Below are 21,037 nucleotides of genomic sequence, written 5' to 3'. Positions count from 1 at the left end.
TACCTCAATCAATATTTCACTTACAATACAATCACATTTGTGAAAGCTCCTTCATACTTGAATATATATCTATGAGTTGATTTATTAGCCTTTATATACGGTAAAAGACAGATATACACTCTCATAATAAAGAAACTTTTTTCTAACACTTTTAAAATATATTTAAAATATTACATCATTTTTAGTGAATTGTAAATGAATTATACGCATTTATTTTAAAAATATTTAAAAATTGTCATCTGTTGGAAAATTAGTATCTATTAGATGGAAGCATACAAAAAGAGGCAACGATTAATTCGCTGCCTCTTAGTAAATAATAACCATATAAAATTGTTTAATATACACTTGTTTATCCGTATTTGACGATATATGATATAAACCCTATAATATAAACAGATAGCCAAACGAGTAGAACCGTCGGGCTCATCTCAAAAGGATAAAAAACATGATGAAATGGCCTTTCAGTTATCCAGTTACTGGTAACGAAGGGCTATTTGTCTTTTCCAAGACAAATAAGCGCCACGAGTGCACCAAAAGCAATGATTACAGTCATTACTTCTAGGATTAACATGATTAACTCATAATCACTCATAGACAACCCTCCCTTCATTAACGAAGAGAGGCCCAACCTCGCCTGACTATCCTAAGTCAATTATATAGAGAACATATGGGCGAATCAATAAGAATCTATTAATAGAAATATACGAAATATATTATAAAAGCCTCCTAATAATAAAGTTATTACTCTACTATTAGGAGGCTTTATATATTGGCTATATTACAAAGAATAATTTATTAAATTGATCCTTAGAATTTATGTGTAAATCCAGCATTTACAGACCAGCCTGCTTTATAGTCACCGGATAATCCTGTGCTAAGGTCAGCAAAGATGCTGTTATTAGCATTGAAGCCATAGCGACCACCGAATGCTAGATCGGTCCAAGTGCCTTTAAGGTCTTGTTTTGTATATTTTGTAGTATTGCCAGTTGTGTACGCTGTATTTACAGTGCCAGAGAAGGCATGGTTTACACCAACGCGAGTATAGATGTTACCTGCGCCGAATGTTTTACCGATTTCAAGGCCAAGGCCACCTGCTGTGCTGCTTACACCAGATTCGTTGACATGCATACGACCTGCATCAAAGCTATCCCCACCGAAGTGAGTGTAGCTCAATTGTGCTTGTGGCTCGATATACGTGCCGTTTTGGAATTTCACAGTTTTACCATATCGTGCACCAATTGTATAAGCATTTGCTTTCGTTTCTCCAGAAAGGCTTTCACCAATTTCATTGCGAGCTGTGAAAGCATTAGAAACGCGGCCTACTTGAGATTCGATGTGAATATATTGATCTTTACCAAGATCTTTCACACCGTAAGCACCTACAGCAAAGGCTTTTTCCTTACCAGTACCATTAAATACGTAATCATCGTTGCCACGAAGGTAGGATACTTGACCACCTACAGTCCAGCCGCTACCTGTTTTAGCATCGTAACCGCCTTGAATGCGTGTATATGTTGTATCTGTGTCGATACCTTTTGCGTCATAGCTATATTTACCGCCTCCAACGCGAGCCCAAATACCTGTTGGTTCGCCTTGTTGCAATACGCGTGGACGATACATATTATCTGTTAATGTTCTCCATCCGTTGATATTGCTCATGATAGCAGAACGGGCACCGCGCATATGAGGTGTATCAAAATCACCCATGATAACGTGAATGTGAGAATTACGATCTGGCACTGGAACTGGTTTCACTTCTGGTTTAGGTGTTGGTTTTGGTGCTGGCTTAACCTCAGGTTTTGGAGTAGGCTTTACCTCTGGTTTAGGAGTCGGAGTTGGTACCGGCTTAACCTCAGGTTTAGGAGTTGGTTTAACTTCTGGCTTAGGTTGAGGTTTTGGTACAGGTTTATTTTCACCATATACGTATTTACCTTGACCATCTTTATCTGCTTGCCATGTAATATCGCCTTCTTTGGCATGACCAGATGTAAGCACTTTAAAACGACCAGATTCAGAACCATTAGATGCAATGGCTACTGTACCTTGAAGATTTCTTTCACCATTAACATAGTTATGGTAGTACATCTTGTGAGCCAAGTTATCTAAAATCTTATTCACATTGGCCTCAGAGGACAGGTCTAGACCTCGTTGAGTAGTGTACACATGAGCTGCTGCACCAGGAGCCGCACTTGTAATATGAATATCACCACCCCAGAAGGAATCTGGAGTTAAACCATTATAGGTTTTCGTTGGTGGTTGATAGCTTGGATCCTCAGTATCGCCACCTTCATCATTAGGATCGTAAATAAAGTTTACATGCCCTTCAAGCTTATCTACATATAGCTTATTATGCTCACTTTGGGTTACCATATTCGCATAGTTGCGATTCTTAGAGCCTACAAGTCGATGTACATGGCTAGGTTGTGTACCACCATCTAATGTTCCTTCATGCAAGCCGCCTTGATAGAAAAGCTCCCAAGAACCATAGTCGCCAAGGAATACATTGATATGACTTGGATGCTTTGCGTCTTTGTCTGCTAAGTTAAAGGCTAAACCATCCCAAAGAGATTCTTTGCCAATGATACCAATATTGATCTCAGACGCATGATTTGGGTCGCTTTTAACGATAACATCACCTACTAAAGACAAGTCCTTACCAGTAAAATTACCTTTATTGCCGTCTACACCAATATTAACGGTGCCACCTTGAGCCACTGCAACAGGAGTGCTTACATTTTGAACATCATAAACGCCTTCCTTAAGGCTAACTATACTACCACCTTTACTGCTAATGAAAGGCTTGTTATTATAGCCAGTATTAGCAACAGCTTTATCAATACTAACTGTACTACCATTATCTGCCTCAATGGTAGATATGTAGTTTGTCATTTCGCCAGCCTTGAATGACCCACCATTAGTAGCAGTAATCGTCATCCCCTCTGCCATCACATAAGGCACCACAGAGCTAGCAATCGTCAGAGCAATCGCTAAAGATAGGTTTGCTTTATACATACGTTTCATAAAAACCCTCTCTCATTTACACACTATAAACTATTATTAAATAATTTAATTATATTTAATAATTATATTCTTGTAAATATGAGGGAAATTTGCCACATAACTATAAAATTATCACAAGTAAAAAAAGCAGTAATTATAGTTACTGCTAACGTATACGTATATATATTTTTGTATATTTCTATAAATAGATTCTTATTGATTCGCTTATATGTTCGCCCTATAATTGATATAGGATAGTTAAGCGAGGTTGGGCCTCTCTTCGTCTATGAAGGGAGGGTTGTCTATGAGTGATTATGAGTTAATCATGCTAATCCTAGAGGTAATGACTGTAGTCATTGCTTTTGGTGCACTCGTGGCGCTTATTTGTCTTGGAAAAGACAAATAGCCCTTCGTTATCCCTAGATAATTAGGTAACTGAAAGGCCATTTCATCAATTATTTATTCTCTTGAGATGAGCCCGACGGATCTACTCGCTTGGCTATCTATTTATATTATAGGGTTAATCTTATATATCGTCAAATACGGATAAACGATACTATAGTACACTTATACAGACCAAAAGGCAGCGATCGAATCGCTGCCTTTATTCTTTATCTACGTGCCACACGCATAGCGGCCATCATACCTGGAGATTTCCATACAGATTGGCCATTGTCTGAAACGAGTTTGTTGTTATAGTAGAATACATCTGCATTGTAATAGTTACTATCGCTAGATGATACCTTATAGCTAAGGCCAGATGTAGTGTACACCGTAAAGTTGAGTACATCCCCTACTCTCTTCACAGAGTCTTGGTCTACATACCAGCTATTACCATTATAGGTTGTAGCATACACATCTGTACGAGCTTCTACATCATGTGTATTAATACCGATCAACACGAGTAGAGCTGCTAACATATATAAGAATTTACGCATTAGAATTACCTCCGTTTTATCGTTGGAATACTTGTTTATTATACCAAAAAAACGGTGAAATTCACATTAAAATAGCACCTTCTGAACCACCCATGATTGACTACTTTCAATGTACGACGTAATGCGTTTCATAACAGGTTTTTCTATAAAAGCTATCCGCAAATAGTCTACGCACATGCCAATGACAAAAACGAACGCCACTATTAACACAGCATAGATCGGTAATAACGGTGAATCGTAATATTGATACGTACTAAAGACATGATCCCACATATAATGCATGACTAGCTTATTATCGTGCAATAGGTAAATCCCGAAGGTCGTTGAGGCAATTATATTAATTCAAAAATGACCTGAACTTATAATTTATCATTTTCATAAATTATATATTCAATCAGATTTTTATATCCCGTAACCATATTAATCTTAGGTTTCCACCCTAATGACTGGATTTTTTCACTATTTAGAATAAACTTTACATCATGTGCATATCCATATTGATTAGCATTATCCGGTATATTAAATACCACATCTATTCTACCCTTAGCAACTTCTTTTGCTACTAAATTTGCAATATCTTTGATACTTCTTGTTTCATCACTATTGCATATATTGTATGCTTCTCCACTTTCTCCCTTAAACAGTAATAGTACCAAAGCGGAAAGTACATCAGTTATATAACAAAAGTTTGATACAGATTGTCCTGTCGTATGTAAAATAATATTTTCATTATATATAACACTTTTTGCAAACTGCATAGATACGCGATTATCTAAAAGTGAAAGACCTGGGCCAAAGCATTGTGCAACGCGAGCAATACAAACAGGTACATGAAATTCATGAAAATAAGCACTACAGTAACATTCACAAATACGTTTACCTTCGGAATACGAGCTTCTAACATCTAAATGATCAATATAACCTAAATCTTCTTCAGTCATATTTTGATAATCTATTTGCTGAATACCATATTGCTCCATAGAAGATAAATATACGATTTTTTTAACTTTATTCTTTGTTGCATATTGCAAGACGTCTAATGTTGTACTAATGCTACCATTTAACGTTTCAACTGGTTGTGTAACAAAAAACTTAGATGTAGTAGGTGCTGCTGTGTGAAATATATAATCAACAGAATCATTACATGCAGCAAGGCCATTAGTAATATAGACTAACTGTTCTGAATTCTTAAGGTTAGAGAACAAAGCCTCTGCCTTTTCTATATTTCTCACGGAACAAATAATATTAATATCTGTTCCATATTTCATATTACTAACTAAAAATAATCGGGTGAGCATAGATCCTATGAAACCGGTCGCTCCCGTTATCAAAATAGTTTTCCCTGAAAGTTTTGATAAGAAAATATGAATATCTTTAACAGTGCGTTCCAACTCATAAGATAAAACATCATTCATAAATATTAACCCTCTACTGTTTTAAAATACTCATATGTTTTTATTAGCCCATCGTGTAAGTTATATTTTGCTGTAAATAAAAGCTCTTTTTCTGATTTATCAGTTGCCAAAACAGAATCTCTAATATCGCCTAATCTAGGCTTATCATAAACTACCTCTATATCTTTACCGCTAATATTTCTAAACTCATCCACTAACAAATTGACGGAACTTGAGATGCCAGTACTTACATTATAAATACCTGTAACCTGGTGTTGCATACCTAAAATATTAGCTTCAACTACATCATCCACATATATAAAGTCCCTTGTTTGTTTTCCATCACCGTAAATAATAATAGGAGAGCCTTGTACAATCGCTTTAGCAAAAATACTAATAACGCCCCCCTCTCCACCATTACCTTGTCGTGGACCAAACACATTCGAATAACGATAACATATATATGGTAATCCAAAAGATTCATGATAGATACGAAGATAATGTTCTGTAGTTAACTTTGTTAATCCATAAAATGAAGACGGATTTCCAATCATTTCCTCATTTAGTGGTAATGTATCTAAATTACCATAAACCGCTGCAGAAGATGGCATCAAAAACTTTTTAACATCTAGTTTTACTGCTGCATTAAGTAAATTGATTAACCCCATCAAATTAATATCACAATCTAACATTGGATCACTCATAGATGTGGAAACTTCAGTTTGTGCAGCCTCATGAAATATATAGTCTGGATGAAATTCTTCTAAGACAGAGTATAACTTTGGATCTCTAATATCCAATTCTACGAATTGTGCTTTCGAATGAACAAATTCTTTATTTCCTGTATATAAGTTATCAATAACCTGTACAGTATGACCATCCTCTATTAAACGATCAACTAAATGGGAGCCAATAAATCCAGCCCCACCAGTTACAGTTATTCTCATTATTATCCCCTTCTTATAGCCTACTTTTTATTAAATCAAGATAAAACCTTAATTCTTTACTTCTAATAAATAATATTCCCCATGCCACTATTATAAAGATGCTATTACATACAACCCCCAGTAAAAGCCCAAACCAGCCACTATCCAAAGCAATAAACTGTGATAAGAATTTACTGAAATAAACTAATATAAATGTAATTAGAGTATAACGGAAATAAAGTTTAAAATAACTAGCCAAAGACCAACGTAATCCGTATTTAAACAAAACATATGGTTCAACTATAAAAGGCATACAAATCGTACTAATAAACATAGCCAATAACACGCCCCAAACATCAAAATATTGAACCAAAACAATGGAAGATCCTAAATTTATTAAGGCCTCTATTAAAGACATATATCGATTTTGCCAAAAGAGCCCCATAGCATCTTTAAATACTAAGACGCCTTTACGCATAAACATTAGATAGAAGTTGATGACCATCCAAAGCACTATACTTTCATCAAAACGATAGCTATTTCCTAGCCAGATGGTAATAAACGGATTTAACAAAAGGTACAAGTTACTACAGATAAAACAAGCCAAATAGGCTGTCATAAATTCTAATCTCTTGAAAATGACTAATTTATGAGCATCATCATGAGACTCATTCAAATTTCCTACAGATGCCTTTAGTGCATTAAATACCTGATCAGACAACTTATCGATGCCATTAATAATCAAATAATAATTCGTATATAACGCAACAGCACTTAAACCTACAAATTTTGATAAAATAATATTTGATGTTCCAAAAACAGTAACACCACCAATTTTATGAAGTATTAAGGCCTTTATATTTCTAATAATACTTTGGTATATATCTTTATTTAAAGGCTGAATGTTCTTTTCATTTAAGAACGAATATAAGTGATCGGCTTTTCTAGCTATTAAAAAATTCTCAGAAAAAGTCATACATATACGTAGAATAATATATACCCAAAAACTATGAGTTAAAATGACTAAGGCAATTTGGAATAAACTCCCTATCAGTTGAGTAATCCCTCTGTAATAGTTAGCTATATATTGTTTTTGGTCAGCTATAAGCAAGCATTTTTTATAAGAGTAAAAATAACTAATACCCGTATCAACAACAAAAAGTAAAAAGAAAATATTTAAATATGCAATATTAGGAGGTACCTTTATAAGATGTTGAACAAAAGGCGATATACATAACCCTAAGAATAGAATAAGTGTACCAATATAAATATATGCTTTTTTAAATATTCTCATGATTGATTTTGCTGTTTCTAAATCATGATTAGCTAAAGGAGAATATAAACTAAATATAATAGCTGGACCAATACCTAATTCAGTAAGAGATAATACAGTCAAAATATTATCAAATAAACCATTCAAGCCTAAATATTCAATGGATAAATAATATAGTAATACAAAACGGATAATGAACTGTAATACCATATTAAATCCATATACAATTAACGTGGAATTTATGTTCTTAATTGCACTAACTGTCCGCATAATATCAGCCTATAATCCCATAATATTGAGGCTATTTTTTACTTCTAAATAAGCCTTAAATGTATAAAAATCAATAGGTGTTGTAATCTTAATATTCTCAGCTGGTCCTATTACTGTAAACAGTTCAGTCCCATAAAACTGCATCATAGATGCCGAATCTATGAACTCCAAGTTTTCAGATCTTGCTTTGTCATGTGCCTTATAAATATCTTTTAAATAGAAACATTGTGGGGCTTTAGCAAGTAAACATTCATCTCGAGAAAGTATTTTCCCTACATGGGAAGGCTCATTATCTTTTAAAACAATAGTTTCTATAGCTTGTGAAACAGTAATAGCATTACCATATGTTTTTGTGGACGATATACACGTATTAATTAGCTCGTCAGAAATAATAGGTCTAACCCCATCATGTAGCAAAACTATACTATCTTGATCATATAGTCTTGAAGACTCTTGAATTCCAAGATAAATCGACTCTTGTCCTGTTTTTCCACCAGGAATAATCGACTTTACTTTATCCAAACTATATTTTTGTACTAATTTACTAACCTCTCCAATAATAGACTCTAATACTACCAAAACAATTCCATCAATATTATCATTATTTTGAAAGTATTCTAGCGTATACACTAATATTGGTTTCCCATTAACTTCTAGCAATTGTTTCGGTGTGCCAGTTGAACTCATGCGTTGTCCAGTTCCTCCAGCAAAAATAATACCTATATTCATGCTATACCCCTATACATTAAATCTCATATGCTCTAATACTTGATATTTTACGTTTACCTTCTGGCGGTATTTCCATATAGTTACGACCATATAAATTACTTAAATATGTATCATAACATGAAAAAACCTCTAATTTTAAATCTCTAAATTCTATAAGGACACGTTTTTCAAAAGCATCTTTTACCATACATTCAGCTTCACCATAAACGCCCCCAGTAATAGCTCCTACATAATCAGAAGTATTATAATCATACTGTTTTGCTAATTGATCTAATTTATGAGCCCAATATTTATATCCCATACATTTAGCAAAAACAATTAATATAGACTTGATAAATGCTCTACTAAATGATTTACCATGACCTAATTTAGCATCGCACAATTCGAGCATTTTACTATAAACTTTACGTTTTTTATAGATACTAACAACTTCATTTTTATCATTTGGTAATCCATCAACAGGCATAATATCCATAAATAAAAACTGATTAGCATTACTGTACTCATCTTCAATCTTGATATCAAGCTTTTCTAATCGTGCAAAAGGATATTTTGAGTTATTACGCTCAATAGATCTAAGCAGGTAATTGCTATGAAAAACCTTTGGAAATATAGTAATTAATTTTTCATAATCTGGTCGACTTAAACAAATGTCTATATCATCATCCCAAGGAATAAAACCTTTATGTCTAATGGCCCCCAATAATGATCCTCCTGATAGCGAATATTTAATATCATTCTCTTTACAAAAGGAATCAAACTCTTTAAGCATTATATATAAATGATCTTGAATTTCAGATATAGTCAACATCATAAAAATCTCCTAATTTTCAAACCATACTAACTTCATTTGTCGTATAAATTCATCTTCTGACCAGTCTTCAATGCCGAATCTAGGTATAGAAAATGGATTAGTATTAGAATGAAGCTGTGCTCTTTTAGTACTAACTGAATATGTGAATCCTAGATCTTGAACAATTTGTTCTGTCACTTGATCAAAACTTTCTTTATGACCAAAAGGATACGCAAAAATATCTATATCCGTATGTAACAAGTTCTCTAAAAAAAGCTTAGAAGATTGTATTTCATGTATTTGTTCTTCTCTACTAATTTGTTTCAACGCTGGATGATGAATAGTATGCGCTCCTAATGTGATTAACTGACTTTGATATAACTCTATTAACTCCGATGAAGTCATAGTCCTATTATTAGGATTAACCTTCAATCCATAAGACTCATACCATCTGTCTAACATCATATCTCTTTCATTAGGATGTAGAGAAAAAAGCATATGGTGTAATATATAAAAACTATGTAACCGCTTTTTATCATCAGATACATCAAATATATGTCTTTGATTTAATATATCTAACTCAATTGATTCTAGTAGATTTTTATTTTCGAATAAAACAGTTTCTAATCGATCCCACCAAAACTCTTTACCCGTATCTACACCGCCAGATGTTATAAAAATCGTCGCTGGTACTTGATACTTTTTTAAAATTGGAAAGGCATATTTGTAATTATCATAATATCCATCATCAAAGGTAATAATAACAGATGGTTCCTTTATATCATTGCTTTTTAAATCATTAAAAGTTATTACATTATAGTGATTTTTTAAAATTCGAATATGTCTTTCAAAATTATCAGGAGTTACATTAATATTAAATAAATCACGATTTAAATAATTTACTCTATGATAAAGTAAAACAACTACTGGCTTATCATAAATATTATGGATTAAATTAATTGGAGCCCATCTTTTTCTATAGATAGATCGAATCCATGGTAGATTCTCTTTTATATAACCTTTTAGACTCATTGTTTTCCCTTGTATATATTTTCAATCTTCTTTATAGCAACACTGGAGTCATAACCTAACTCTTTAATTCTAGCTCTATAATCAATATATTTATTCTTACCAAATTTAGATATAATCTCATAAGCCCATGGTTTAGGATTATCAATTGATAAAGTCCTACATAAATCAGTTAACACAACCTCTGGTGTAATCGTATCAGATACTAATATTGGTATACCTAATGCTTGAGACTCAATAGCAATTAGGGGGAGCCCTTCAAATAAAGAAGGTAATATCATAATATCTATAGCTTGCATAATATCCACAGTGTTATTTACATACCCCATAAAAATAACCTTGTCAGATATAGCTGCTGATTTTACAAGACTTTCAATCTTATGACGTTCTACACCATCCCCCAAGAGAAATAAATAACTATTAGGATTTTGTTTTAATACCTCTTTAAATATATCGATAATAAAAGGATGATTTTTAACAGGCGTAAAACGACCAATATGTCCTACTACCAATGCATCCTTAGGAATGTTGAATTTTTGTCTAACCTCCAACCCTAGATTTATATTTCTATCATATAAATCTAAATCGATAGCATTATGTAATAAATAATATGAATCACTATCTATACACGTTCTAGGAAACATCCATTCTGAGGCCTTAGTAGAGCAGCCTATATAAGTATCAACCAAATAAGGTAATAAAAATCTTCCAACCTTATGTAATCCTGTCTTTAGAAAGCGTATGATTTTTCGATTATCATCTATACTAGAGCTATGCGTATGTAAAATAATAGTTTTAAAACCAGCTAATTTAGCAATCAAAATAGGAATAATATTGACATAAGATTGATGAAAATGAATGATATCTTTACCTTCAGAAAGCAGGCACTTCATTTTTTTATAAAATTGAATAATATGATATGGTCTACTAACAGTCTCTACATTATAATTTACATCAAAATTTTGAGGATCATCATAACTCAGTAGTGTTAATTCAAATTCTTTTTTATCAATCATTCTATATAATTGAAGAACATAAGATGTTAAACCTCCCATATCTTTATCTATAGGAAGTTCTATTACCTTTATCATAGTCAGTATATTATCTCCCAAATAATTTGCGTTTTAAAAATAATCCACCTTTTTTAATCCAATTTTGAGGTTCCATGAAAGATACATTTTGTTCTTTATAGTTAATATTATTAGCTTCAATCCATACATCAAGCAAGATTTCACTAACAAAGCCATAGATACGCGCTTCATATGTATCATAATCAGAAATATCAACACTTTTTTCGATTTCTTCTAAGATGGAAAACATCCATTCACAGTATTGATCAAATAAATCTCGACGCATAACAAACATGTTGAACATATGCGCCCAGGTACGATTGCATACCTTTGTGAAAGCAGCGCTATATTCGGGATATTTTTCAGCGATGATTTGCTCTGCTGCATCCAGTCCTGAGCTATGGTGGGCATTATTATAGTGAGAACGATTAGACTCAATATAATATTTACGCTTATCTGCTACTACTACAGGATATTGTAAAAGTAATTTCTCCCATTCTTCACCCGTTAAAATTTGATTCTTTTTGTCCTCTACAGAACGTACCTCTTTGCGTGTAAAATGACGTCTGTAATGAACAAGACCAATATAATCCGCATCAAGATTTTTCCACGCCCAATAGAGGCCCGTCAATTCACAGTAATTAGCATTCTTTGAAGATATATTATCTCCTGTATGATCCCCTGTATAACCAATATCAGCCTTACCGTCTCGTCCTACATGAATCGGCATATAAACAGAATCTTCAGGCATCCAATATTGTTTATGTGTTGCTACTAAAATCTTAATATTCACTAATTTCATCCACCTTATTACGATATGAATTTCTCGTATATACTAATGCATAACCAAACCCTAATAATATCCAAAAATAATACAGCTCATTTAAAGTCGTTCCTATCCCGGTCAACAAAGACTCTATATAAGCAATGGTAAAAAATATAATCCATATATCTTTTGGATTTTTAAATACATAAATAAGTAATCTGACTAATAAGAATACAATAGGTCCCATAAACAATACAAAACTTATAATCCCTGTTTCCGATAAACGAGAGGTATATTCGCCTAACATGGGAATTGAAATATTAATAAGACCTTTATTTTTAACATTATCAATCCACATTTTAACTTCTGTATTATTCAATGTATCTTCATCTAAGTGATTTAGGACATAAGGGGTTCGTAAACCTTGTCCAATACCTAATAATGGATTTTCTATGAATATATTCAAATCAGCTTTCATAACACCATATCTTTGGTTATTACTACGACCATCTTTTTTAGATAAAGACGTAATATTGTTTTCTCCATAAGATGTAATTTCATTTGCAACCTGCTGAGTTGATATATTTTTAATTGTTGCATTAGTTGTATTTATACTTTTAGTAGTAGCATTTTGTACATAAAGAACATTAGATGTATATGCTATATTTCCTATAAAAGCTAAAACCCCTATTAAAGTTACAAGAACCGAATGTATTACAAATTTTTTATTTCTAAACTGAATACAAATTGCCAATACAAGCAATATGTGATCTATTATTAAAAAAACTGTTGCAGTTCTACTATTTGCCAATAAAGTAATCATCTCTAAAAGCAATAGAATAATGAAAGATAATCCTACCAACTTTTTATTCTTAGATGTAAAAATAATACTCCATATAAAAGGAATCGTAATAACTGCATAAATCCCTAAAAAGGATGGTTCAGGAAATAGAGACCTAAATTGTAATTCTGGCCAAAATAATGGTGGCCACCATGTATTATTAATCTCAATAGCATGAACAATAGGTCTTATGTATGTTAATAATGAAAGTGCCCATTGTTGTTTATCAAAATAAAATAGTTCAATAACACCAAAAACAACAACTAGACTAGCCGAAATTAATGAACCCTTACTTACTATTTTCAAAATTGTTTCCGAACGATTTTTATACCAATAAAAAATCAAATAAGAAAATCCAAATGTAAAAATAAGTTGAGTCAAAGAATTCTTTAAAACCCTAAAGCAAAAATGAATGACAGATAATGTATATTCACTCACAGATTCATTAAATATCAATTGAATTATGGCTTCCAATTTATGATTCATATAATTAGTGCCAGGAACTAAATCATAGTAAGGGAAATTAATCAAACCATGAACTAAAGATACAGCAATACTGAAACCTAAAAGAGCTATATACAATAATTCTTTCCAATATAAATGATATTGACGTAGACTATGTCTTTTTAGCCATACACTATATACTAAACAAATAAATAGTGTATAAAATGATGCTTTTGCTGAAAACTCACCACCTAAAAAACCTATTCGTAAAGACATAGGGATTACAGGAAATATTACAAATATAAAACTTAATCCTATTAAACTATCAATATATTTATTACTAGACATATACTCTCATCCTACTACTCTCATCTTATGATTTTAATTTGATTAACTTGGAATTACCAAAAATCCAAGAGGTTATTTTATATCTATCAAAAAACTTAACAATAAAAATAGGCACTATTGTACTAATCATACAAGATAAAATTAAACACACCATGATATTATCAATAGACAGGTGCTTAAATATAGTTCTTAATGGCCCAGAAAAATATAAGTGTAAAATATAGATTCCCAAAGAGTAACGACCACAAATATTCCAAATAGTAACCCATTTTATATTCTTAAACTTAAAAAATAGAATAGATAAAAAAACAGAACCTGATATAGCACATATAAACTTTAAAATATTATGTACTTCAATATAAGGAAATGTAATCACTGCCAGGACAATGCTAATCAAACCAATACCATTCAACTTATTACAAATAATTGTCCTGAGTTGATCCTGATACATACATAGTACAGATCCTAATGTAAAATATACGCCTCCATAGACAATTAAATTAATAATCTTTAATAATCCCTGAACTGGTGGCATAAAAAAATATAATACTAGAAAACTGATAAAAATAATTATAGGCTTTATCTTAGATTCAAATATGGGAATAGCTACAAAAAGCCAAATGAGCACGTATAAAAACCACAAATAAGAAAGTGGTGCTATATAAATATGCATTAAATCAGCTAAATTAAAATGATCACTCATTTGGATATTTCCATACAGCGTTGCATAATATTTAGATAACCAAAATACAACTGAAAATAACAAATACATAGGTATCATATTTAAAAACTTATTAGAAATTTTTTTAATCAGACCTGAATTTTTTTGTGACCATGTAAGCTTATATAAATAGCCACTAATCAAAAAAAACAATGGCATATGGAAACTATAAATTACATCATATACAAACTGTAAGCTCCATTGATAATCTGTAAATGTTTCCGCTCTAATATAGCCAAGAATAACATGCCCAACAACAACTAAAAATATAGCAAAACCCTTTAATGAATCTAGCCACTCAATTCTCATTCCTTAAACTCCTTATCACATAGTGCCAAGGCACTAGCAATAACCTTATCTATATCGTAATATTTATATTCCCCTAAACGACCACCAAAGATAACATTAGAAATCGTTTCAGCCTTTTTAACATATTTTGCGTAAAGGTCTAAATTCTTTACATCATTCACTGGATAATAGGCCTCTTCGCCAATTTTCCAGTCCTTTGGATATTCTTTTGTTACATATGTAACAGGTTGTGTACCAAATTCAAAATGCTTATGTTCAATAATGCGAGTATACGGAATGTCCCCTTCTGTATAGTTCACAACGGCAACACCTTGATGATTTTCCTCTTCAAGACGTTCTGTTTCAAAGTGAAGGCCACGATATTCCAATACACCTTCAGAGTAATCAAAATACTCATCAATAGGACCTGTATAGATGATTGTATCTGCCAAGGCTTCATATTCATCGCGATGTTTGAGGAAGTCTACGCCTAAACGAACTTCAATACCCTCTAACATGCGTTCAATCATCTTGGTATAACCGCCCATAGGAATGCCTTGGAAACGGTCATTAAAGTAATTGTTATCATATGTATAACGAACTGGTAAGCGCTTAATAATGAAAGCTGGCAATTCAGTACATTTACGACCCCATTGTTTTTCTGTATACCCTTTGATGAGCTTTTCGTAAATATCTGTGCCTACAAGGCTAATAGCTTGCTCTTCTAGGTTCTTAGGTTCACTTGTAATAGCAGATCGTTGCTTAGTAATGATGTCATGTGCCTCTTTAGGAGTTCGAATATTCCACATTTTGGAGAAGGTATTCATATTAAAAGGCAAATTGTACATTTCACCTTTATAATTCGCTACAGGACTATTTACATAGTGATTGAACTCAGCAAATTGATTCACATAATCCCACACATGCTTTAAGGATGTATGAAAAATATGCGCACCATACACGTGAATGTTAATATCGTCTTTGTTTTCACAATACAAATTACCTGCTATATGATTACGACGATCGATAACAAGTACAGATTTACCACGCTTGTGCGCCTCATGGGCAAATACAGCACCGAATGGGCCTGCCCCAACTACTAAATAATCGTATTTCATTAATAAGCCCCTTTCGACTTAACAACAGCCAACACAGTTTTCAAAAGATATACAATATCGATCCACACGGACCAGTTATGAACATACCAAGAGTCCATTAATACACGCTCTTCATAGGTAGTATCGCTACGACCGCTAACTTGCCATACACCGGTAATTCCTGGTGGTACAAGGTAAAAGTCGTTGATATAGTCGCCGTATTTTACGATTTCATCGCGCACGATAGGACGTGGACCTACGAGGCTCATATCACCAACGAGAACATTCCACAATTGTGGCAATTCATCAAGGCTTGTTTTGCGAAGGAATTTACCAATACGAGTAACACGAGGATCATCTTTCAATTTGAAATCTCGTTCCCATTCTTCACGAGCTGCAGGATTTTCTTTCAAATATACCTCCAATGCCTCTTGTGCATTCGGCACCATGGAGCGGAATTTATAGCATGGGAACTCTTTACCACCTTGGCCAACGCGCTTATGACCAAATACGATAGGCCCTGGAGAATCTAGATAGATTAACAAAGCTATTATAGCAAGTATTGGCAAAATCAATATGCCCCCACATACAGTAGCTACAATATCAAAGATGCGCTTCATAATGCGGTTAGACTTGCGAGCCAAGTTATTTTGTACGCGCAATACAACGGCTTGCTCTTCCATCATGCCCCGAGCCGTAATATTACTTGCTGGCAAACCAAATAACTCAGGCACAAAGGCTACGCGTTTTACCAATAATTGCAATTGATTGACCAATGATACTAACTTTTTAGGTTCTAGCCCTGGTGCACAAATAAGAACTGTTTGTACACCTGTATCTTTGATAACATGTTCAACATCAGAAAAAGCACCTAAACATGGATATTCTTTAGCAATAGTAGAGGATTTAGGATTATCATCTACATAACCAATAATCTTGTACGTAGCAATCGGCATGCGATCTAAGGATTTCTTTACGAGCTCTGCTGTTTTACCTGCACCAACTAATAAAACTGGTATATTTAAATATCCTGCCTTTGAGAGAATCTTGCCTACAATAAAACGACTACTAAAGATAAAGAGTAGCATAAATAAATAGGCAAAGATAACAAAGAGTCGAGATACATCGTTGATTACATGACCTGTGTACATGAGTACAATGGATACAACGACGCCAATAGTGATACTGCGGAATAGGTTCTTCATCGTATCCCAATAAGGAGATACTACTGAGTATGCATTATTGAGAAGTAATATGGCTAGAAACACAAGAGGTATAATGCCATATACATAGATTTCATCTACCTTAAAATGTGGACTCACCGGTAAAAATGGCAAATTTAACCGCAAATGATAGGCCGCTAATGTGCCTAACACAATAGAAACATAATCTGCTATAAGCACTATAATTTTGCTAATAAGCAATTTGTTGTGATTATTATATCCAGAACTATTCATACTAATACCCCAAACTATAAAAAAAGGTTGTTTTCTCAATACAATTTTTAAGAAAACAACCTCTAAACCATACGAATACAATGTACCAATATTTACATATATTGTATCATATTCAAAAGTTTAAAACTATGAAAAAACATAGATTTTAGCTATCTTTTATGCAGTTTTTTGGAGATTTTGGGTCTATTTAAATTAGACATAAAAATCAATTAAATAATGCGTAAATATTTCCTAAATAACCGTGTGATTCTCAATTAATTCTCAATTAACTCTCAATTGCTTTCAATTGAATCATGATGCCCATAACAATCCAAAACATGCGAATACCAGATGAATTTCCCCATGTATAATCTATAGATCCAAACAAAAACAAATAGCTAATAAAGCCTACCATTATTGATAAATCATAAGGGTTTCTTGATTTAACATAATGTATCAAAGATTTACAAAACATAAAAATTGAGAATCCTAAGAAACCAACGAGGCCTAATAGACCAGATTCAGAGGCTATTTGCAATAAATTATTATGAGAATGGCCCAAATCTTGAGTTTCTTGTTTTAATTTATAGTGTTCTCGATATGTTTTTTGCCATAACCCAGGACCAACACCTGTTACAGGATGATCCATAATCATTTGCTTATCTGCTTCCCATACATAAATACGGCCCAAATTTGAACCATCTGTGCTTATATTAAAAGTACTTTCAAAACGAGCTACATAGGCTTGATTACTACTAAATGCATATCCTATACCTACAACAGCTACAAGTAGTACCAACATATAGCGAATATTAACAAAGCAATAGCGCAATGTTATGAGTATACCACTAAGACCATTAAATAACCAAGAACCACGGCTTTGATTGCCCCACATTCCCAATAACATACCAAATAAAGAGAATACAGCTGATTTTCTCAGATATGAAGGAAATGCTTTATCATAAGCAGCAATTAAAGCCAATGGAAAGGCCAATGTTAACAACATGGCTAGCCCCATCATAGAGCCATGAATAACACCACCTGCACGACCTCCTGGACCTAAATTATAGCCCAATAGATACTGTGCGAAGGCAGATAAAGCATCGATACCCATATATACAAAGAATACTGATAATATGGCGTATAACTTGCGAGAACTTTTAATAAATAACAGAATTGGTACGATGACTAATACCTTCCAAACCCAAATATTAAAGAAATATTTTGTGGTCACCGCTATATCATTGCTGATTAATGCGGATGGCAATACGCATAGTAACATGACTACATAGGCCCATCCATATTGGCGTATGGTCTGTGGTACAGAGATTTCATGTCGTCTATACCAACAAGTTACTAAGGTCATCAATATAATAAGGCTATATATTAAATTCCCTAGTACCATAGATGACCGCGTCGTACATATCATCAGTGAAATGAGTACGGTCAGCATCATTTCAGAATTCTTAATTATCCAAGATTGCATACTAACCCCTTTTCACCTACATAGTTACAATCTAATTTTCATCATATTAACATCTATTTTATAGATATCTATTTTACACGTAACAATGGTTTCAGATGCTCTTGAATCTCTTGCTCATATTGATCGAGTAATTCATAGCGTTTTCTGTATTGGCTACGTTTTTGTGATTTAATTTCTTCAATAGGTTTACGATATTCCTCTAATGGAATGTTGAAGAAACGGTCATCACTACATACAACACCACCAGATTCCTCCCACAATGGATCTAGCTCAGCTACCTTAGCGCGATGACCGCGAACTAAATGGGTATTTGCATAGAAGCCTTCATCAGATACGGCATAAATGGATTCGACCTTACAAAGGACCGCAATATGGCGTAATAGGAACATAATAAAGTTTTTTGGTCGATACCCAAACATCTTTTTAGTAACTATTTTAGCATTATCAAGGCCATCTTTATATCCTTGAATCGTGCCAATCCACATAGCAGGCTCCCCATTAAAACCTTTACCAAGGCGGAAGTTAGCATGGTATACGCCTTGTTTACCCAAGGTTAACAACAAGGTTAAAAAACCTTCTTTTCGTTGACCCGGTCCATAATATAAACGGGCCACCATATCAAGGTCTTCTGATTCCCATACGATAAAACCACGATTCATACGACTTACATCGTCATAAATATTATCTAGATCTACAGAGTACATTTCGCGAATGGCTTCATCTGTAAATACATCTTTCAAATAATCAAAATGATTAATAATTGCCTCTAATCGTTCCTGTGGTGTTGAGCTTTTAAACAAGAAATATCGCGTCATTAACTCAAATAGACCAACTTGACGGTCTAATAATGTTGGATCTGGCGTATAGCTTGCAAAATAGTTCTCTAGTGCCTCTATTTCTCGTTTATTGCGGATAGAGCGCATTGTATGAAGGAAAGTGCGTCGCGTTTCCCTCCAACTACGTTTGCCGTAAATCTTACGACCTCGCTGCCATTGTGTTTCTAAATATCCCATCTCAAACTCCTATCCACTAAAAAACAACCAAACCTTATCATTACTTATCAGTGGAGTGTAAATTATCTATAATCGTAACTAATTCATCTGCCACACGATTAACAATGAATCGCTGTTCCACAACTTGTCGTGCCTTTGTGATGATATTTGGCAAGTTTACAGCATCACTCATCACATGTTCCATAGCTTGTTGTAAGCTGTGTTCGTTCAGCGGATCTACAATAAATCCAGACTCACCATCGTCTATGATTTCTCGCTGAGCCCCAGAGCCACTTGTAATGACTGGTACACCGCAATACATAGCCTCACAAATAACGAGACCAAAGGCTTCACGCGTTATCGTTGGCAATAGTAAGCAATCTATGGATCTATATAAACCTTCAATATCTCGTGTAAAGCCTATAAATTCAACGTAAGAATGCATTTGATGCGCATGTATATAATCTTTTAATTTCTTAATTTGATCCTCTGTACCAGCCCCCGATATAATCAATCGAACATCGGGATTGTTTTGATGAATCTGTTCCAGAGCACTTAAAATCAGATACAAACCTTTTCGTTCTGTTATACGCGCACTATATCCAAAGGTTCTAACCTTATGTTTCATGGGAACAGCATCTGAAAAGGACTGGAATCGGTTCGGATCAATACCATTATATACAACATGATATTTGCTAGTATCCTTAATAGCAGGCGTCATAAGATCGTCATAAACAAGTTTAGACACACAAACGAAGGCATCTACTTGTGCATTGATCCATCTATGATACATATCTGTTTTACCAGGTACAAGATTATGCTTTATAAACACCAATTTAGCACCTGTTAACTGCTTAAGAGCAATACAGAATAAGATATATTTACCGGAGTGGCATACAATCGTATTAATCCCCTGTTCTTTCATCTGTTTAGCCACGGCATTAACAGATAGAAAACCCTTCAAGGTATAGAGATTGGCAGTCATCACATGGCCCACTTGGGCATACCGAGATTGCATATCTTCATTCGATTGGTCCACTAAGATATACGCAGTCCTATGTCGTTGTTGTAATTGCTTACAAATATCATATACATATTGTTCACCGCCACCCCAAATTTTGGCGCCTACAACATTGATTATAGACATAGGTTCCTCCTATCATACACATATCAATACACATTTAGTAACATCTATT

At 33.5% G+C, this 21,037-nt stretch carries 17 protein-coding genes; all 17 read right to left on the bottom strand.

Translation table 11 applies throughout. The features are described 5' to 3' along the window. Positions 1-807: 807 nt before the first annotated feature. Entirely contained in the window at positions 808-3,021 is a 2,214-nt protein-coding gene (locus VEIS1202513_RS00195; protein ID WP_213467462.1) for an autotransporter outer membrane beta-barrel domain-containing protein, read from the bottom strand. Between the two features lie 590 nt (positions 3,022-3,611). Beyond that, a complete protein-coding gene (locus VEIS1202513_RS00190; protein ID WP_039968814.1) occupies positions 3,612-3,938 on the bottom strand; it encodes a hypothetical protein in 327 nt (108 codons plus the stop codon). Positions 3,939-4,297: 359 nt separating this feature from the next. Next, positions 4,298-5,353 carry an NAD-dependent epimerase/dehydratase family protein gene (locus VEIS1202513_RS00185; protein WP_213467461.1) on the bottom strand — a complete coding sequence of 352 codons (1,056 nt, stop codon included), beginning with the start codon at positions 5,351-5,353 and terminating at the stop codon, positions 4,298-4,300. A 5-nt stretch (positions 5,354-5,358) separates the two neighbouring features. Next, positions 5,359-6,279 carry an NAD-dependent epimerase/dehydratase family protein gene (locus tag VEIS1202513_RS00180; protein ID WP_213467460.1) on the bottom strand — a complete coding sequence of 307 codons (921 nt, stop codon included), beginning with the start codon at positions 6,277-6,279 and terminating at the stop codon, positions 5,359-5,361. Positions 6,280-6,292: 13 nt separating this feature from the next. After that, positions 6,293-7,678, bottom strand: coding sequence for a lipopolysaccharide biosynthesis protein (locus tag VEIS1202513_RS00175; protein WP_244856269.1), 1,386 nt, complete (start codon positions 7,676-7,678; stop codon positions 6,293-6,295). Between the two features lie 132 nt (positions 7,679-7,810). Next, a complete protein-coding gene (locus VEIS1202513_RS00170) occupies positions 7,811-8,530 on the bottom strand; it encodes an IspD/TarI family cytidylyltransferase (RefSeq protein ID WP_213467458.1) in 720 nt (239 codons plus the stop codon). Positions 8,531-8,546: 16 nt separating this feature from the next. Further along, complete coding sequence (locus VEIS1202513_RS00165) at positions 8,547-9,344, bottom strand: LicD family protein (protein WP_244856268.1); 798 nt, start codon at positions 9,342-9,344, stop codon at positions 8,547-8,549. A 9-nt stretch (positions 9,345-9,353) separates the two neighbouring features. Next, a complete protein-coding gene (locus tag VEIS1202513_RS00160; protein ID WP_213467457.1) occupies positions 9,354-10,355 on the bottom strand; it encodes a polysaccharide deacetylase family protein in 1,002 nt (333 codons plus the stop codon). Next, a complete protein-coding gene (locus VEIS1202513_RS00155) occupies positions 10,352-11,443 on the bottom strand; it encodes a glycosyltransferase (RefSeq protein WP_213467456.1) in 1,092 nt (363 codons plus the stop codon). The genes VEIS1202513_RS00160 and VEIS1202513_RS00155 overlap by 4 nt, the downstream gene beginning before the upstream one ends. A 10-nt stretch (positions 11,444-11,453) precedes the next feature. Then, entirely contained in the window at positions 11,454-12,224 is a 771-nt protein-coding gene (locus tag VEIS1202513_RS00150; protein ID WP_244856267.1) for a DUF4422 domain-containing protein, read from the bottom strand. Beyond that, positions 12,205-13,821 carry an O-antigen ligase family protein gene (locus VEIS1202513_RS00145; protein ID WP_213467455.1) on the bottom strand — a complete coding sequence of 539 codons (1,617 nt, stop codon included), beginning with the start codon at positions 13,819-13,821 and terminating at the stop codon, positions 12,205-12,207. Before VEIS1202513_RS00145 ends, VEIS1202513_RS00150 begins: the two co-directional genes overlap by 20 nt. A gap of 25 nt (positions 13,822-13,846) precedes the next feature. Further along, positions 13,847-14,851, bottom strand: coding sequence for an acyltransferase family protein (locus tag VEIS1202513_RS00140; RefSeq protein WP_213467454.1), 1,005 nt, complete (start codon positions 14,849-14,851; stop codon positions 13,847-13,849). After that, positions 14,848-15,948, bottom strand: coding sequence for a UDP-galactopyranose mutase (glf, locus tag VEIS1202513_RS00135; protein WP_213467453.1), 1,101 nt, complete (start codon positions 15,946-15,948; stop codon positions 14,848-14,850). The genes VEIS1202513_RS00140 and glf overlap by 4 nt, the downstream gene beginning before the upstream one ends. Further along, positions 15,948-17,384 carry an undecaprenyl-phosphate galactose phosphotransferase WbaP gene (gene wbaP, locus VEIS1202513_RS00130; RefSeq protein ID WP_213467452.1) on the bottom strand — a complete coding sequence of 479 codons (1,437 nt, stop codon included), beginning with the start codon at positions 17,382-17,384 and terminating at the stop codon, positions 15,948-15,950. The genes glf and wbaP overlap by 1 nt, the downstream gene beginning before the upstream one ends. A 265-nt stretch (positions 17,385-17,649) precedes the next feature. Then, entirely contained in the window at positions 17,650-18,729 is a 1,080-nt protein-coding gene (locus VEIS1202513_RS00125; RefSeq protein ID WP_244856266.1) for an O-antigen ligase family protein, read from the bottom strand. 188 nt (positions 18,730-18,917) lie between these two features. Next, the gene (locus VEIS1202513_RS00120) at positions 18,918-19,862 is read right to left on the bottom strand and encodes a VirK/YbjX family protein (protein WP_213467450.1); all 945 of its coding nucleotides are present in this window, start codon (positions 19,860-19,862) and stop codon (positions 18,918-18,920) included. Positions 19,863-19,902: 40 nt separating this feature from the next. Beyond that, positions 19,903-20,988: a glycosyltransferase family 4 protein gene (locus VEIS1202513_RS00115; protein WP_213467449.1), complete on the bottom strand. Its 1,086-nt coding sequence runs from the start codon at positions 20,986-20,988 to the stop codon at positions 19,903-19,905. Positions 20,989-21,037: the final 49 nt, after the last annotated feature.

The sequence above is a fragment of the Veillonella orientalis genome (genome assembly GCF_018406505.1).
Taxonomy (GTDB): domain Bacteria; phylum Bacillota; class Negativicutes; order Veillonellales; family Veillonellaceae; genus Veillonella; species Veillonella nakazawae.
Note: the sequence above shows the minus strand (reverse complement) of the source record. Positions and strands in the feature narration are given on the sequence as shown.

Bases quoted from the DNA above. Each gene is read 5' to 3' on its own strand.
- wbaP (WP_213467452.1), bottom strand. From the start codon at position 17,384: ATGAATAGTTCTGGATATAATAATCACAACAAATTGCTTATTAGCAAA.
- VEIS1202513_RS00140 (WP_213467454.1), bottom strand. From the start codon at position 14,851: ATGAGAATTGAGTGGCTAGATTCATTAAAGGGTTTTGCTATATTTTTA.
- VEIS1202513_RS00125 (WP_244856266.1), bottom strand. From the start codon at position 18,729: ATGACCTTAGTAACTTGTTGGTATAGACGACATGAAATCTCTGTACCA.
- VEIS1202513_RS00195 (WP_213467462.1), bottom strand. From the start codon at position 3,021: ATGAAACGTATGTATAAAGCAAACCTATCTTTAGCGATTGCTCTGACG.
- VEIS1202513_RS00160 (WP_213467457.1), bottom strand. From the start codon at position 10,355: ATGAGTCTAAAAGGTTATATAAAAGAGAATCTACCATGGATTCGATCT.
- VEIS1202513_RS00165 (WP_244856268.1), bottom strand. From the start codon at position 9,344: ATGATGTTGACTATATCTGAAATTCAAGATCATTTATATATAATGCTT.
- VEIS1202513_RS00190 (WP_039968814.1), bottom strand. From the start codon at position 3,938: ATGCGTAAATTCTTATATATGTTAGCAGCTCTACTCGTGTTGATCGGT.
- VEIS1202513_RS00170 (WP_213467458.1), bottom strand. From the start codon at position 8,530: ATGAATATAGGTATTATTTTTGCTGGAGGAACTGGACAACGCATGAGT.
- VEIS1202513_RS00150 (WP_244856267.1), bottom strand. From the start codon at position 12,224: ATGAAATTAGTGAATATTAAGATTTTAGTAGCAACACATAAACAATAT.
- VEIS1202513_RS00120 (WP_213467450.1), bottom strand. From the start codon at position 19,862: ATGGGATATTTAGAAACACAATGGCAGCGAGGTCGTAAGATTTACGGC.
- glf (WP_213467453.1), bottom strand. From the start codon at position 15,948: ATGAAATACGATTATTTAGTAGTTGGGGCAGGCCCATTCGGTGCTGTA.
- VEIS1202513_RS00145 (WP_213467455.1), bottom strand. From the start codon at position 13,821: ATGTCTAGTAATAAATATATTGATAGTTTAATAGGATTAAGTTTTATA.
- VEIS1202513_RS00180 (WP_213467460.1), bottom strand. From the start codon at position 6,279: ATGAGAATAACTGTAACTGGTGGGGCTGGATTTATTGGCTCCCATTTA.
- VEIS1202513_RS00115 (WP_213467449.1), bottom strand. From the start codon at position 20,988: ATGTCTATAATCAATGTTGTAGGCGCCAAAATTTGGGGTGGCGGTGAA.
- VEIS1202513_RS00155 (WP_213467456.1), bottom strand. From the start codon at position 11,443: ATGATAAAGGTAATAGAACTTCCTATAGATAAAGATATGGGAGGTTTA.
- VEIS1202513_RS00185 (WP_213467461.1), bottom strand. From the start codon at position 5,353: ATGAATGATGTTTTATCTTATGAGTTGGAACGCACTGTTAAAGATATT.